Source organism: Mycobacterium sp. AZCC_0083, assembly GCF_014202335.1.
In the GTDB taxonomy this organism is placed as follows: domain Bacteria; phylum Actinomycetota; class Actinomycetes; order Mycobacteriales; family Mycobacteriaceae; genus Mycobacterium.
In genome coordinates this window covers 517140-531380 of sequence record NZ_JACHGP010000002.1, presented here as the reverse complement: position 1 = coordinate 531380, position 14241 = coordinate 517140, and the positions used below count along the sequence as shown (strand labels likewise).

At 65.2% G+C, this 14241-nt stretch carries 17 protein-coding genes; 11 read left to right on the top strand and 6 right to left on the bottom strand.

Annotated elements, in window-relative coordinates; genetic code table 11:
- Window positions 1-17: 17 nt before the first annotated feature.
- On the top strand, window positions 18-1163 hold the full coding sequence (locus tag HNP02_RS06140; protein WP_184436134.1) for a hypothetical protein: 1146 nt from the start codon (window positions 18-20) through the stop codon (window positions 1161-1163).
- Window positions 1160-1699 (top strand): hypothetical protein, encoded by a 540-nt coding sequence (locus HNP02_RS06135; RefSeq protein WP_184436133.1) that lies wholly within the window; start codon window positions 1160-1162, stop codon window positions 1697-1699. The genes HNP02_RS06140 and HNP02_RS06135 overlap by 4 nt, the downstream gene beginning before the upstream one ends.
- A gap of 67 nt (window positions 1700-1766) precedes the next feature.
- Here HNP02_RS06135 and HNP02_RS06130 read toward each other — a convergent pair whose 3' ends face one another.
- Window positions 1767-3287: an amino acid permease gene (locus HNP02_RS06130; protein ID WP_184436131.1), complete on the bottom strand. Its 1521-nt coding sequence runs from the start codon at window positions 3285-3287 to the stop codon at window positions 1767-1769.
- A gap of 145 nt (window positions 3288-3432) precedes the next feature.
- Here HNP02_RS06130 and HNP02_RS06125 point away from each other — a divergent pair, with 145 nt between their 5' ends.
- The gene (locus HNP02_RS06125) at window positions 3433-4017 is read left to right on the top strand and encodes a helix-turn-helix transcriptional regulator (protein WP_184436129.1); all 585 of its coding nucleotides are present in this window, start codon (window positions 3433-3435) and stop codon (window positions 4015-4017) included.
- Here the strand turns inward: HNP02_RS06125 and HNP02_RS06120 are convergent.
- Window positions 4014-4478 (bottom strand): FCD domain-containing protein, encoded by a 465-nt coding sequence (locus tag HNP02_RS06120; RefSeq protein WP_184436127.1) that lies wholly within the window; start codon window positions 4476-4478, stop codon window positions 4014-4016. The genes HNP02_RS06125 and HNP02_RS06120 overlap by 4 nt on opposite strands.
- Before the next feature lie 103 nt (window positions 4479-4581).
- Between HNP02_RS06120 and HNP02_RS06115 the strand changes: the two genes are divergently transcribed.
- Complete coding sequence (locus tag HNP02_RS06115) at window positions 4582-5277, top strand: FadR/GntR family transcriptional regulator (RefSeq protein ID WP_184436125.1); 696 nt, start codon at window positions 4582-4584, stop codon at window positions 5275-5277.
- Between the two features lie 26 nt (window positions 5278-5303).
- On the opposite strand, the gene HNP02_RS06110 is transcribed toward HNP02_RS06115, so the two are convergent.
- Both HNP02_RS06110 and HNP02_RS06105 read right to left on the bottom strand, forming a co-directional pair.
- The gene (locus tag HNP02_RS06110; protein ID WP_184436123.1) at window positions 5304-5801 is read right to left on the bottom strand and encodes an SRPBCC family protein; all 498 of its coding nucleotides are present in this window, start codon (window positions 5799-5801) and stop codon (window positions 5304-5306) included.
- A 41-nt stretch (window positions 5802-5842) separates the two neighbouring features.
- Complete coding sequence (locus tag HNP02_RS06105) at window positions 5843-6217, bottom strand: amino acid-binding protein (RefSeq protein WP_184436120.1); 375 nt, start codon at window positions 6215-6217, stop codon at window positions 5843-5845.
- A 180-nt stretch (window positions 6218-6397) separates the two neighbouring features.
- Here HNP02_RS06105 and HNP02_RS06100 point away from each other — a divergent pair, with 180 nt between their 5' ends.
- The 5 genes from HNP02_RS06100 to HNP02_RS06080 all read left to right on the top strand — a co-directional run bounded on the left by HNP02_RS06100 (window position 6398) and on the right by HNP02_RS06080 (window position 11270).
- The gene (locus tag HNP02_RS06100) at window positions 6398-6763 is read left to right on the top strand and encodes a helix-turn-helix transcriptional regulator (protein WP_221317291.1); all 366 of its coding nucleotides are present in this window, start codon (window positions 6398-6400) and stop codon (window positions 6761-6763) included.
- A gap of 20 nt (window positions 6764-6783) precedes the next feature.
- On the top strand, window positions 6784-7194 hold the full coding sequence (locus HNP02_RS06095) for a VOC family protein (protein ID WP_184436118.1): 411 nt from the start codon (window positions 6784-6786) through the stop codon (window positions 7192-7194).
- Window positions 7195-7367: 173 nt separating this feature from the next.
- Window positions 7368-9755 carry an excinuclease ABC subunit UvrA gene (locus HNP02_RS06090; RefSeq protein WP_184436117.1) on the top strand — a complete coding sequence of 796 codons (2388 nt, stop codon included), beginning with the start codon at window positions 7368-7370 and terminating at the stop codon, window positions 9753-9755.
- Window positions 9756-9765: 10 nt separating this feature from the next.
- Complete coding sequence (locus HNP02_RS06085) at window positions 9766-10464, top strand: HAD family hydrolase (protein WP_184436116.1); 699 nt, start codon at window positions 9766-9768, stop codon at window positions 10462-10464.
- A 44-nt stretch (window positions 10465-10508) separates the two neighbouring features.
- Complete coding sequence (locus tag HNP02_RS06080; RefSeq protein ID WP_184436115.1) at window positions 10509-11270, top strand: LamB/YcsF family protein; 762 nt, start codon at window positions 10509-10511, stop codon at window positions 11268-11270.
- A gap of 22 nt (window positions 11271-11292) precedes the next feature.
- On the opposite strand, the gene HNP02_RS06075 is transcribed toward HNP02_RS06080, so the two are convergent.
- The gene (locus HNP02_RS06075; RefSeq protein ID WP_184436114.1) at window positions 11293-11676 is read right to left on the bottom strand and encodes a hypothetical protein; all 384 of its coding nucleotides are present in this window, start codon (window positions 11674-11676) and stop codon (window positions 11293-11295) included.
- A 74-nt stretch (window positions 11677-11750) separates the two neighbouring features.
- Window positions 11751-13202, bottom strand: a complete 1452-nt coding sequence (locus HNP02_RS06070) for an MFS transporter (protein ID WP_255506226.1) — start codon at window positions 13200-13202, stop codon at window positions 11751-11753.
- Between the two features lie 280 nt (window positions 13203-13482).
- On the opposite strand from HNP02_RS06070, the gene HNP02_RS06065 reads away from it, so the two are divergent.
- Window positions 13483-13743 (top strand): hypothetical protein, encoded by a 261-nt coding sequence (locus HNP02_RS06065; RefSeq protein WP_184436112.1) that lies wholly within the window; start codon window positions 13483-13485, stop codon window positions 13741-13743.
- A 43-nt stretch (window positions 13744-13786) separates the two neighbouring features.
- Complete coding sequence (locus tag HNP02_RS06060) at window positions 13787-14239, top strand: hypothetical protein (protein WP_184436111.1); 453 nt, start codon at window positions 13787-13789, stop codon at window positions 14237-14239.
- Window positions 14240-14241 lie beyond the last annotated feature (2 nt).

Sequence of the window (14241 nt, the reverse complement as noted above, 5' to 3'; positions counted from 1 at the left end):
AAGAAGGGGAGAGCGACATGACGACTGCGAACGAGGCCGAACGCCAGGAGGCGGGCCCGCCCGTGAAGGATGCCGAGGGACGGGTTCCGGCGTTGGTGATGCTGGCAGGCACACTGATCTCGTTGTCGGGGCTGGCGTGGGACATCGGCTGGCACACCGATGTTGGGCCGGACAGCTTCTTCACCCTGCCGCATCTGTTCGTCTACTCCGGGGGCGCGATCGCCGGGTTGATCAGCTTGGTCATGGTGCTTCGGGCAACCTCGGCGCAGCGCCGCGGCGTCGAGCCCGACCCGGCCGTCGGCGGTCGGGCGTTCAAGGTGCTCGGGATCTTTGCGGCCCCGATCGGCTACCTGATCGGCGGCATCGCGGCAGCCTCGTTCCTGTTGTACGGGCTGTGGGATGAGTGGTGGCATGGCCTTTACGGATTCGACGTCACCATCGCCTCACCGCCGCACCAGGGGTGGCTGAACTCGATCTGCATGACCATCATGGGCACCGTGATCGTATTCGCTGCGGCCCGCGAACATCGTTGGGGCCGTTATGGTTTGATGACCGCGCTGGCAGCCTTCGGATCGTACTTCACCATCACCAGCAGCGCGCTTGGCGATATCAACCTGGATTCCCAAATCAACTGGGATGGCATCGCCTGGGTGGTCATTCCGATCGCGTGCGTTCTGCTGGGGGCCCGGGTACTTCCGAGGGGAGGAGCGGTGGGAACGGGGTTGCTCAACCTCGTCGTCAATCTGGTGATTTGGAACTTCGCGAACTGGGCCGTCGTCTGGTACGCGGACGTTCAGCATCTGGCCCTTCGTGACTTCAGCGAGCTGGGCTTCCCCGTCGAGCGGCTCATTCTCCCGACCGCCGTATTCGTTTTCAGCGTCGTCGTCGAGCTGTTGTTGCGGTGGCGCGACGCCACCGTGTGGCTGCTCGGCCTGTACGGGAGTGTCGGTGCGGTAGCGATCATCTGGTGGGTCAACGTGCAGTTCAGCGGTGGCGGCGACGGACCTGACGCCAGCCGGTCGTCCCCGAGCTTGGTGCTCACGTGTATCGCGGCCGGTGTTCTCGGAGCCCTTATCGGCATGGCGATCTGGCGGCTCGGCTACGCGATGCGGCTTGCGAACACGCGGCGCACCGACACGTCCGACGCGGCGGTGGCGGCATGACCATCCTCGGCAAGCTGCGGGCGGTCGTCGCGGTCACGTGCGCCGCGCTCGCGCTCTCGATCGGCGTCGCACCGTCGGCTGCCGCCGATCCGCTGGACTACGTGGTACACACCGAGCACGTCCAAGTCGGGCCCTACCCGATGACCGTTGGCTTCACCGTCTGGCCGATTCGTGCCATGCAGTCGCTGGACTTCACCTTCGTGCCCGAGGGCGGCATCGCCGACAAGTCCGGGACGATCGCCAAGATCGCCCCAGACGGCAGATCCGACACCCACAGGTTGTCCCGACATCCCCGCAACCGGAGCATTTGGGGACTCGACGTGCGCTCCCTCGACGCCGCGGGGACGTGGACACTGCGGTTCGATATCGACGGGCCGCAGGGGGCGGGCACTGGCGAGTTGACCATCGACGTGCTCAAACAGCCAGGACCGCCGCTCCCGCTGAGCTGGGCGATCGGACTGATTCCGCTCGCAATGGCATTCGCGTTCTACGTCGCCGTGTGGGTGCGAACGGGGTCGCCGAACAAGCGGCGGTGACGTCCGAACGGATCGATGCCCGGCCACGTCTACGTCCGTGGCCGGGCATCGATCGGGTGGGTTGTGCTCAGCGTTCGGCGTCGTGTCCCTTGTCGTCCTTGTCATGCTCTGGGAACGGAATGGGCGCTATCAACCCCGGAACCACCGGGTACTCACCGGTGTAGCCGATGCGGGTCTGAGCCATCGCCATGACCTTCGTGCGCACCGCATACCAGCCGCCGATCAGCGCAGGCACCATGATGATGATCGCGACGAGATTCCAGTAATTCTCGTAGCACATCAGTATCGTGACCGCGGCGAGGAAGACGAGCGACGCGTAGCTGGTGTACGGAGTCCACGGCAGACGGAATGCGGGCCGCTCGAGGATGCCCTTCTTCTCCCACCGGTAGAGCTGGATCTGGCAGAGCACGATCATGCCCCAGGTCGAGATGATGCCCAGCGCGGACAGGTCAAGGGCGATGTTGAATGCTTCCGCCGGAACCACCAGATTCAGTGCGATGCCGGCCAGGGTAATGACGCCGGTCAGCGCAATTCCCCCAAACGGCACGCCGTTCTTGTTCATCTTTCCCGTGAACGCCGGGGCACTGCCGTTCATCGCCATCGACCGCAGCGTGCGGCCGGTTGAGTACAGACCGGCGTTTAGGCTCGACAGTGCTGCGGTGAACACGACCAGGTTCATGATCCCGCCGGCCGCCGGAACGCCGATCTTGGAGAAGAACGTGACGAACGGACTCTGGCCGGATTGATAGGTCGTGTAGGGGAGCAACAAGGCCAGCAGGATCAGCGAGCCGACGTAGAACACCGCAATTCGGACGATCACCGAGTTGATCGCGCGCGGCATGATCTTGGCCGGGTTCTCGGTTTCGCCCGCCGCGGTGCCGACGAGTTCGACTGCGGCGTAGGCGAAGATCACGCCTGAGGTCACGATGACCAGTGCGAACATTCCCTCGGGGAACAGTCCGCCGTTGTCGGTGAGCACACTGAATCCGGTCGATTGGCCCTCGATGTCGAAGCGGCCGGCCAGGAAGATGGTTCCGACCACTAGGAACGTCACCAGTGCGGCGACCTTGATGATCGACGCCCAGAATTCCATCTCGCCGAATAGCTTCACCGAGATCACGTTGAGCGCGAGCACCACGACCAGGGCGATGAGCGCGATCAGCCACTGCGGTATCACCTTGAACATGCCCCAGTAGTGCGTGTAGAGCGCGACGGCGGTGACGTCGACAATGGCGGTCATCGCCCAGTTGAAGAAGTACAACCAGCCAGTGACGAAAGCGGTCTTCTCGCCGAAGAATTCACGCGCGTAGGACACGAACGAACCCGATGACGGGCGGTGCAGGACGAGTTCACCCAGCGCGCGAAGGATGAAGAAGACGAAGACACCGCAGATCGCGTAGACGATGAAGAGCCCCGGTCCCGCGTTGTGTAATCGGCTGCCTGCGCCCATGAAGAGGCCCGTACCGATCGCACCGCCGATCGCGATCATCTGAATCTGGCGGGGCTTGAGCCCCTTGTGGTAGCCCTCGTCCTCATGGCTGAGGGCGGAGTTGTCGTACGCCGTGTTAGATACCGGAGGTGTGCTCATCGTGTTCCTCGGGAGTGTGGTGAAAACTGAAATTTTGCGGTCGCCGGTACACGGGTACGTGGCCAGGCTGTCAAACTTTTGATTGAACTAGACTTTTGAGAAAGTAGCCGGGGGCTTATTACGACGGAAGTGGGCGACGTAAACAATGCGTAAGATCTCCCGCGATCTCGATCCTCGGACCTCGGGTGGCCAACATCTCGGACGCGCCATCCGTGGGTTGCGGCGCGACCGTGGCCTGACGCTCGCCGCGCTCAGCGAGCAGAGCGGGCTGTCGGTCCCCTTCCTGTCTCAACTGGAGAACAACCGCGCCAAACCGTCTCTGCAGTCGTTGTCGGCGATTGCCACGGCGTTGGGGTGCAACATGAGCGACGTCATCAGCGCCGCCCAAGCCGACAGCGTCGTCGACGTAGGCCGGTCCTGCGGTGCAGCCGGCAATGCCGACCGGTCGCTCGGCAACCTCGGTGGACAGGTCCAGGTCACCGAGGTGACCCGTGACGCCGGAGCGGGGGAGGAATGGCAGGCCCACATCCACGAGGTCGTCCTATATGTGGTTCGGGGCGCCGTCGTCGTGACCATCTGGGCCGAGGACGGCGAGTGCACTCACAGCCTCGGGGTCGGCGACCGAATCCTGTGTGGCGGTGGCGTTGCCTACCGATGGAAGGCCGGCGTCGACGGCGCCGTGGTGATCGCCGTGCGCGTCGACGATCGCGCGGTGTTGTCCCGCGATTAACGGCCCGGCTGCGGCACATCGAGGGCGGCGAGCGCGCCGCGGATGTGGCTCTCCATCGCCGACTTGGCCAGTTCGGGTTCAGCGCTGGCGATCCCGCTGACGACCGCCTCCAGCGAGTGTTCTGCCCACCGCCGGACCGGCCACAACCGGGCCGCGACGTCCCAGCGCTCGCCGGACTGGGTGAGCGCCTGCCAAAGGTCGTAGAACAGTGTTTCGTAGATCTGATTGCCACTGGCTTCGGAGATACCGAAGTAGGTTGCGGCGGTGACGGATTCCCACGCCCCGGCCTCATCCAAGGCGCGCATCTGTGCCACCAGGATGCGCAGCGAGCGGATCTGTTCCGCGGAGGAGTGCCGGGCGGCCTCGGCTGCAGATTGCGTGGCGAGCAGCGATAGCGCCGCCCAGGCATCCTGTAGCCAGGGGTCTGGATAACTGACTGTCATGCTGTCAGACAAGTACATGGCAGTATCGTCTTACGCGGGCGCGCACTCCGCAACCGGAAGGGGCAAACTCGCGGGCGGGCGTCGCATGCATGTCGTGGACCTGCGGGTATAGTTTCGAGCCATGAGCTTGTCTGACAGCTGGACCGATAGACAGCCTCGCACCTCCCGGGTGGGTGCTGCCGAGGCCGTCCTCGCGGATCTTCGGACCTCGATCGAGGAGAAGGACCTGCAGGTCGGCGCCAAGCTGCCCTCTGAGGCGGCACTAGCCACCCGTTATGGGGTCAGCCGATCCGTCATCCGCGAAGCGCTGCGATCGACCAACGCCCTAGGGCTGACCGAGACGTTGACCGGCCGAGGCAGCTTCGTCGTTGGTGATCGTGTCCGGTCCGAACCCGTGTTCGGCCAATACACGGTGCAGGCACTGCGTGAGGCGCGACCACACATCGAGGTTCCGGCGGCCGGACTGGCAGCCTTGCGCCGAACCGACGAACAACTCGAGCGGTTGCGCGCACTCGTCAGCGGCATGGACGTGGTGAACGATCCGTCCGAATGGGTGCGTCTCGACGGTGAGTTCCATTTGTGCATCGCGCAATCGAGCGGCAATGTCGTGTTCGCCTCCGTCGTCGACGACATTCGGGAAGCCCTATCCGAACAGTCGAAGATGCTCAACACGGTGTCGCAGCGCAAGGAGGCGTCAGGTGTCGAGCATCGCGCCATCGTGGAGGCGATCGCCGAGGGATCGTCGGAACGAGCGTCGGCTGCGATGGCCGAGCATCTTCAGATCGTCGAGGATGCGGTGACGCGCCTGCTTCAGTGACGTGCAGTCGACGTCCGCTGGTTGCGTCAGGCCTGCTTGTCGAAGTACTTCTTGCCGTCGGCGACCGTGCGGCCGAATGCGAACTTCAACACCGGGCTCAGCGCCTTGAACGGCAGAGCGAACGCACGTTTCGGCTCGATCGCGATCGTCCACGTGAACAGCGTGCCGTCGCCTTCGGCCTCGACGCCGTAAGCCTCGACGAAATGCCGGAACAGGGGCACGCTCGACTCGAAGACGGCGAAGGAGTAACCGCGACCCTCCTCCCAACGGAAGAAGCGCTCGCGCATGCGGGGGGCGCCTCCGACCAGCACGACCTCGCGGGTGGTGTCGACGCCGAAGGGGCGGGGGGACAGCCAGTTCACCGCCTTGAGGGACGGGCCCCACGCCGCCAGCGATTCATCGGAGGCCAGGGACTCCCAGACCCGCTCCGGCGGCGCCGCGAAGTGCGACCGGTATCGGTACACGTGCGGAGCGGAGACGAGGACACTGGCATCGGAGGGCTCCAGCGGGTACCAACGCGTCATGTTTGCAGCATGCCAAACCCTCAGCCGATCCGGAACTCGGGTCAGCCGAGCGCGGACTTCGCCTTGGCGAGGTTGTCCGCGGCGAGCACAAGGCGGGTGTTGGTCGCGAGATATGCAGTCGTCAGGTTGACCCCCGCGTTGCCGAGTTTGCGGGCGACTTCCCCGAGCGCGCCGGGTTCGTCCTTGACGTCGAGGACGATCACTTCCTGCTCCGCGACGATCTTGATCCCGGCATGATCCAACGCCTCGAACGCGGGCATCGGATCGTCGACGAGAACATGCACCTCGGCTTGCCCGCCACCGCTGGTCAGCGCGCAGAGCCCGGCGATGTTGGCGCCCGCCGCACCGAGCAGATCCCCGATACGCGCGAGCTCACCGGGCTGGTCATCGAGATAGAGCGTCAGATCGATCGCCATGATGCGCTGCCTTCCGTGACCCACCAACGGTATCGGGATGGCGCCCGTTGTTCGGGCGATTCGCCGAGCCTGCAGTGCTAGGAAACGCTGGTGCGACGTGGCACCATCGCGCAGGTGACCACCCGACCCGACCCGCAGCGCCTGCGGGACCTCGCGCTACTGCGCCGCGTTCGCGACCGGATGGACCGGGAGTACGCGCAACCGCTGGACGTCGAGGCGCTCGCCCGCGGGGTGAACATGTCGGCCGGTCACCTGTCCCGCCAGTTCAAGCTCGCCTACGGAGAGTCGCCGTACTCGTATCTGATGACGCGGCGCATCGAGCGCGCGATGGCACTGCTGCGCCTCGGCGAGCTGTCCGTCACCGAGATCTGCTTCGCGGTCGGCTGCTCGTCGCTGGGCACTTTCAGCACCCGCTTCACCGAGCTGGTCGGCGTGCCGCCGAGCACGTACCGGAGCCAGGCGAAGGGCGAGACCGCGGGCATACCATCGTGCGTGGCCAAACAAGTCACCAGACCGATCAGGAATCGAGAAGCGTCGGTGTCCTAGGCGCCGTTAGCGTGATCGACATGGACATCAGCATCAACACAACCTTCCTCCCACACACCGATCCGGAGGAGTCCCTGGCGTTCTATCGCGACGCGCTGGGATTCGAGGTCCGCAAGGACGTCGGATATCAAGACATGCGCTGGATCACCGTCGGGCCCGCCGGCCGGCCCGACATGAACATCGTGTTGACGCCCCCGGCCGCCGACCCCGGCATCACCGACGACGAGCGCGCCGTCATCGCCGAGATGATGGCCAAGGGCACTTACGCCAGCATCATGCTTGCCACCCCCGACGTCGATGGTGTCTTCGAGAAGGTGCAGGCCAGCGGCGCCGAGGTCATGTCCGAGCCCACCGACCAGCCATGGGGATCCCGCGACTGCGCCTTCCGCGACCCGGCGGGCAACACGGTGCGCATCCAGGAGCTGAGCTGAGCCGCTCGTCGGCAATCGAAGAATCGCCCGAATGCTATCCAGACGACTTCCGCCCAGCGACCGACGTCGTGAACGGCTCTGTGGTGCAGATGCTTTCAGGCACATGACGGGTGCATGACCATGGCGGCGCAACGCCCGTTCGAAACCGAGTACCCGAAGGGATTCACGAAACCATGGCGAAGAGGACGGCCGCCGCGCCGCACGATGCCGACATCCACGACCTGATCCGCGTGCACGGCGGGCGCGAGAACAATCTCAAGGACATCAGCGTCGAACTTCCGAAGCGCAGGCTGACCGTGTTCACCGGCGTCTCGGGATCGGGCAAGAGCTCGTTGGTGTTCGACACCATAGCCGCCGAGTCGCAGCGCCTGATCAACGAGACCTACAGTGCGTTCGTGCAGGGCTTCATGCCGACGTTGGCCCGTCCGGACGTCGACGTACTCGAGGGCCTCACGACGGCGATCATCGTGGGGCAGGAGCGCATGGGTGCGGACCCGCGTTCCACCGTCGGCACCGCAACCGACACCGGCGCGATGTTGCGCATCCTCTTCAGCCGGCTCGGGAAGCCGCACATCGGTTCGCCGCAGGCGTTCTCGTTCAACGTCGCCTCGATCAGCGGTGCTGGTGCGGTGACGATGGAGCGCGCAGGTAGGACGGTGAAGGAGCGCCGCGACTTCAACATCGTCGGCGGTATGTGCCCGCGCTGCGAGGGCCGCGGCTCGGTCAACGACATCGACCTGGCGGCTTTGTACGACGACTCCAAGTCGCTCAATGAGGGTGCGCTGAGCATCCCCGGCTTCAGCATGGAGGGCTGGTATGGCCGAATCTTCAACGGCTGCGGCTTCTTCGACCCGGACAAGCCGATCCGCGACTTCACGAAGAAGGAACTGGACGCCCTTCTGCACAAGGAGGCGACCAAGCTCAAGATCGACGGCGTCAACCTCACCTACTTGGGGCTGATCCCACAGATCAAGAAGTCCTTCCTGGCCAAGGACGTCGAGGCGATGCAGCCGCACGTCCGCACCTTCGTGGAGCGGGCGGTGACCTTCACCACGTGCGCCGACTGCGACGGCACTCGACTGTCCGATACGGCCCGATCGTCGAAGATCAAGGGGCGCAGCATCGCCGACGTCAGCGCGATGCAGATCAGCGATCTGGTCGAATGGGTCAGCGGGGTCGACGACAAGACCGTTGCCCCGTTGCTCGCGTCGCTGCGACACACTCTCGATGCGTTCGTCGAGATCGGGCTGGGCTACCTGTCGCTCGAGCGCCCAGCGGGAACGCTATCGGGTGGTGAGGCGCAGCGCGTCAAGATGATTCGCCACCTCGGATCGGCGCTTACCGACGTCACGTATGTGTTCGACGAGCCCACGATCGGGCTGCATCCCCACGACATCGCGCGCATGAACGAACTTCTGTTGCAACTGCGCGACAAGGGCAACACCGTGCTGGTCGTCGAGCACAAGCCGGAGGTGATCGCGATCGCCGACCACGTCGTCGACCTCGGCCCCGGTGCCGGAACCGCTGGCGGCGAGGTGGTCTTCGAAGGCACCGTGGACGGGCTGCGCAAGAGTGACACGACCACCGGCCGTCATCTCGATGACCGTGCGGCACTCAAGGACGTGGTGCGGTCCTCGTCGGAGGCGTTGAAAGTGCGTGGGGCGCATACCCACAACCTGCAGGACGTCGACGTCGACATCCCGCTCGGCGTGCTGGTGGTGCTGACGGGGGTCGCAGGCTCGGGCAAGAGCTCGCTGATCGACGACTCGGTGGCAGGGCAGGACGCGGTTGTGACGGTAGATCAGGCGCCGATCCGCGGATCGCGGCGAAGCAACCCGGCGACGTACACCGGACTGCTCGACCCGATCCGTAAAGCGTTCGCGAAGGCCAACGACGTGAAACCCGCACTGTTCTCGTCCAACTCCGAGGGCGCTTGCCCGGCCTGCAACGGAGCGGGCGTCATCTTCACCGAGTTGGGTGTGATGGCCACCGTGGAGTCCACCTGCGAGGAGTGCGAGGGCAGACGGTTCCAGGCTTCGGTGCTCGAATACACCCTGGGTGGACGGAACATCGCCGAGGTCTTGGCGATGTCGGTGCTCGATGCGCTGGACTACTTCGGCGACGGTGAGGCCGCCACACCGGCCGCCCACAAGATCCTCGAACGACTCGCCGACGTGGGCCTCGCGTACCTGTCCCTCGGGCAACCGCTCACCACGCTGTCCGGCGGTGAGCGGCAACGGCTCAAGCTCGCCACCCAGTTGGGCAAGGGTGGCGCCGACAAGGCCGACGTGATCGTCCTCGACGAGCCGACCAGCGGCCTTCACCTCGCCGACGTCGACCAGCTGCTCGGTCTGCTCGACCGGCTCGTCGACTTGGGCAAGTCGGTGATCGTCATCGAGCATCACCAGGCGGTGATGGCGCACGCCGACTGGATCATCGATCTCGGCCCCGGCGCCGGCCATGACGGCGGACGCGTCGTCTTCGAGGGCACACCCGCCGACATCGTCGCCGACAAGTCGACCATCACCGGTGAACACCTCGCGGCGTACGTCGGCGCCTGACGGGGGCGCGGTGGCCGGCCACGTGTTCTTCGACTTCTTCGGCACGCTCGTCGACTACGACCCGTCCACACACCCGAGTTACAACGCGCCACTGGCATTCGCGCGGCGCGCTGGGGTCACGATCTCCGAGACTGCATCAGACGCCCACTGGCACGACGCCTGGGAACACCTCGAGACCCAAGCCGCGGGCACGGGTCGCGAGTACTCCATGCACCAAGTAGCACAACGGTATTGGCGTTCGATCGGCGCACCCACGCTGGCCAACGGCGCCATCGAGATCCTCATCGGCGAATACCTCGACACGTGGACCGAGAGCGTCTCACCGGCACAACATGCCCTTGAATGCGTCACCGATCTCGCATCCGACCACCGGCTGACAGTCGTCAGCAATACCCATGACCCGGCACTCGTCCCGCGTCTGGTCCGAGCGTTCGGCCTGGACACCACCATCGACCGTGTGATCAGCTCGGTGACCGTCGGCTGGCGCAAGCCCCATCCAAACATCTTCGCGACGGCTCTGCGCGAGTGCGGTGCGGCCGCCCAAGATTCGGTTTTCGTCGGCGACAACTGGGACGCCGACGTCGTAGGGCCGCGCGGCGTGGGCATGCCGTCTATCTACGTGGGCCCCTCGACGGCGCTGCGTCCGAGCACGAGTCTGGCGGCAGTACCGCAGATCGTCCGGTCGCTAACCGGCGGGGGCGATACTTGATACGACGGCCGAAGCACGATGAACCATGAGAGCAGGAGGAAGCCGTGACTGCACGAGTAGCGCTGACGACCGACATCGGTGAGGGACTTGGTCGCTGGAGCCTCGGTGACGACGACGCGCTGCTCGAGATCGTCACCAGCGCCAACATCGCCTGCGGATTCCACGGCGGTGACCCCGGCATCATGCGACGTACCTGCGCCTTGTCCGTCAAGAATGGTGTTGCCATCGGCGCCCAGGTCAGTTACCGCGATCTGCACGGCTTCGGTCGCCGGTACATCGCGATGCCCGGAGACGAGCTGCGCGACGACCTGCTCTACCAGATGGGGGCCTTGGAAGTGTTCGCCCGCCTGGCAGGCGGCAAGGTCGACTACGTCCGCGCTCACGGGGCGCTTTACAACGTCACGGCCAAGGACACCGAACACGCCAAGGCACTCGTCGACGCCACCGTGGAGTTCAATGCGAGACTGCCGCTCCTCTGCCAGGCCGGGACCGAGGCATGGCGGCTCGGTCAAGAGGCCGGCCTGCGCCTGATCCCCGAGGCATTCGTCGACCGCGCCTATACGCCTGAAGGTCTCCTGCAGCCTCGCACCGAGCCGAACGCTCTGCTGACCGACGCCGATGCGGCCGCGGCGCGGGCGGTGCAGATCGTCACCGAGGGCCGCATCACCGCTAACGACGGCAGCGAGATCGACGTCAAGGCCGAGGCGTTGCTGGTGCATTGCGACACGCCGGGCGCCGTCGACATCGCGCGCAAGACCCGCGCTGCACTCGAGGCGGCCGGGGTCGAACTCATCCCCATTCGGTGACCGCCGTGAGGGCGTACGAAGATTACGGCTTGCGGGGGCCCTTCGGCGGGGCATCCGAACCGCCGCGAGTGGCGAGCCGACTCAGGGTGGAGACGCCCGGCACGCTCGACACCGCGTTGTAGACGTCGTTGCCCGTCGCGACGAGTGCTTCCAGCTGGGGGAGCAGTGCGTCCATCGTCCGGATCAAGGGGTCCGCCAGTGCGAGGTAGCGTTCGGCGCGATCGATGGCCGTGTTCAAACGTTCGGTCGTCGTCGCCAGATTCTCGATCAGATCTGGGAGTTGACTGGCGAGCTGAATCGACGCGGGCGGTATGCGCAACGCTCCGCTGGCGACCGATTGCGCGGTCTCCGCCGCCGCCTGTGCGGCGGCAACGAGGTCTCTCGGGGTCGGAACCTTCTGGCTCATATCGACAACGATGCCGCAGAGTGAACCGGCTGTCTGTGCTTTGTCACAAACCTCGTGCGAGAGGGTGGTGCCCGTCAGCCCCATTCGTGGTTCATGGCACGGACATCGACCGTCGCCTCGACCGACTCCACTTGGGGTTGCCTGCCGCGAGAACCCGCAATCAGCACTAGCGCCAGTCCGGCCGTGACCGCGCCCGCGATGAAGATCGTCATGAAGGCATGCTCGGGCGGCATGCCCGTCGCGGCCACGGGTCGGCCGAGGAGGACGGCCACCGCTGCGGCGGCGATCGCACTGCCGACCGTGCGAGCGATCGCGTTTACCCCTGTGGCCACGCCCGTCTCGCCGCCGTCGACCTCGCTGACCACCAGCGCAGGCAAGGCGCCGTACGCGAGGCTGATGTAGCCGTTGGTGAAGATGCCGGCGACGATCACCTGCCACGGCTGCGAGTGCGCAAGGGCCAGCCACAGGAATCCGACGATGCCGGTCAGTGCTCCGCATACGAGGATTGGTCGGGCCCCGAACCGATCGATGAAACTGCCGCTGAGCGTCGCGGTGACGAACCCTGCCACTGCACCGGGCAGCAGGTACACCACGCTGGCGTGCAGAACCGTTGCGCTGAAACCATATCCGGCGGTAGCACGGTCGATCTGGACGAACTGCGTGAGGCCGAGGAAGCCGAAGTACAGACCCATGCCAACGAACACCGTCGCGAGATTGGTCAACAGCACCGGCCGGCGGGCCAGCATCGTGGTGGAGACCAACGGATGCGTCTGCCGGCGCTCCCACGCCCACCATGCGAGCAGAACGATCACGCCGAACACCGCGGATCCGATGGTGGCTGGCGCCGTCCAACCCCACGAATTGCCTTGAGTAATCGTCAGAAGCATCGCCGACAGACCAGCGGCCAGACCTGCTGCGCCCAACCAATCGATCGTCCCGTCGGCGCTTCCCGTCCGTGATGGGAGCGCCGCCAGCGCCACGAAGATCACGAAGATGACGAATACCGTCGTCAGCCAGAACACCCGGTGATAACCCGCAGCGCCGTCCATCAACAAGCCCGTGACGACGAGGCCTGCCCCGCCGCCGAAGCCCAACGTCCCGGACAACACCGCGAGTGCGCTGACGACTCGGCCTTCGGGGAGTTCGTCGCGAAGGAGTGCGACGCAGATCGGATACAGCGAGTACGAGACGCCTTGCAACACGCGCGCGAAGATCAGTATCGCCAGCGACGAAGTCGTGGCGGCGAGTAGTGACCCGGCGAGGACGACGACGAGCACACCGAGCAGGACGTGCTTCTTATTGTGCAGATCGGCGAGTCGCCCGATGAGCGGTGTCGTCGCCGCAGCCGCCAGGAGGTTCGCGGTCACCGTCCAGCTCACCGCCACCGACGAGGCATTCAGCTGGTGGGCGATGATGCCGAGAATCGGAACCACCGCGGTCTGGAGTACTGCCACGGTCAGCGCCACCAAACTCAGGGCGGCCACGAGTAGCCGGGGTCGTGCATACGGCCGGCCAACCTCGGTCAAGATCGAGCCCCCTTCCGTACATCTGCTTCGCATTGCTAATTATGTCGCCTATCGAAATGCTGCTCGAGGTCAGGTCCGCCCAATCGCCGAATCGAGTCGCGCGGGCCGGGCGCGCCCGGACATCCGTAATTCGCCTGAAATGCACCAGGTTTCGCCGGAGTCCTTGCGCCGCTGAACTTCTCGACATCGGCACGCGCAGCCATCTATGCTGGAATGACGCCGTTCCTCATCGGTTTGCGGCGGCTGATCACGGTGGCACTTCGGATCATTGGAGGAATCGATGGCGGAAGGAACCCGCGCTCTGGTGCTTGACTTCGTCGAGTGGGTGGCGGCCCGGCCAAGGACCTACACCGACGTAATGGAGGCGTGGCGTACGTCGTGTCCCAGGCTCACCATCTGGGAGGACTCGGTCGATCAAGGACTGGTTGCCCGCGCGCGCCAGAACGGCGTTGCAATGGTGACGGTAACCGCGTTGGGACGCGATCTGCTGACCCATGAGGGGCGCCTGTCGGCGACCAGCACTACGCCCGCCGAGAGGTAGCGATCGACAGGGCCGATGACGATACGGGGCGGAGGGCCGAGCAATGGGAGAAGCGCTGGAGGCGTGGTTGGAGAACCACGCCAGTCGTGAAGATGCGCATTCGCATCAGGGACTGCAGACGGCGAAACTCGTCACCACCTTCGCGGCGGCGATTGCCGCGACCTTCGTCGCGACGTCTCTCGCAGAGGGCCCAGAGCCATCAGGCTGGGACGAGGGTGCTGTGGTCGCAATGGCTTTATCAGTGGTTGGCGTGCTCGTAATCGTCTTCCGCGCTCGGAAGGCGCCCGACGTGAAGAGCATCCTTCACAACCCGCCAGTCGAAGGCCGGTCAGACGATCAAACTATTGCCGCGCTGCGCCGGGAGGTTCGGGATGCAGCCGAAGACAACAAGATTCAGACCGATCGCCTGCACTGGATCATGTTCGCTCAGGTCGTTGCGTCGATGGGCGCGTGCGTTCTCGCCGTCGTGTCGATTCATTCGTCGTACAGCCCATGAGA